This is a genomic window from Xanthobacter autotrophicus, assembly GCF_029991245.1.
Taxonomy (GTDB): domain Bacteria; phylum Pseudomonadota; class Alphaproteobacteria; order Rhizobiales; family Xanthobacteraceae; genus Xanthobacter; species Xanthobacter autotrophicus_C.
In genome coordinates this window covers 1-383 of record NZ_JAIVFO010000481.1, presented here as the reverse complement: position 1 = coordinate 383, position 383 = coordinate 1, and the positions used below count along the sequence as shown (strand labels likewise).

Genomic DNA, 383 nt, shown 5'->3' with positions numbered 1-383 from the left:
CTAAAGTTGAAGACACTCGCGACCTGCTGGATAACGTCCAGTACGCTCCGGCGCGTGGTCGTTTCAAAGTTTATCTGATCGACGAAGTGCATATGCTGTCGCGCCACAGCTTTAACGCACTGTTAAAAACCCTTGAAGAGCCGCCAGAGCACGTTAAGTTTCTGCTGGCGACGACCGATCCGCAGAAATTGCCGGTGACGATTTTGTCACGTTGTCTGCAATTTCATCTCAAGGCGCTAGATGTCGAGCAAATTCGCCATCAGCTTGAGCACATCCTCAACGAAGAACATATCGCTCACGAGCCGCGGGCGCTGCAATTGCTGGCACGCGCCGCTGAAGGCAGCCTGCGAGATGCCTTAAGTCTGACCGACCAGGCGATTGCC

1 protein-coding gene is annotated in these 383 nt (G+C 54.0%); it reads left to right on the top strand.

Annotated features, from left to right (window positions below; all coding sequences use genetic code 11):
- On the top strand, positions 1-383 hold a 383-nt coding region (locus tag K9U41_RS23780), incomplete at both ends, for an AAA family ATPase (protein ID WP_282643278.1).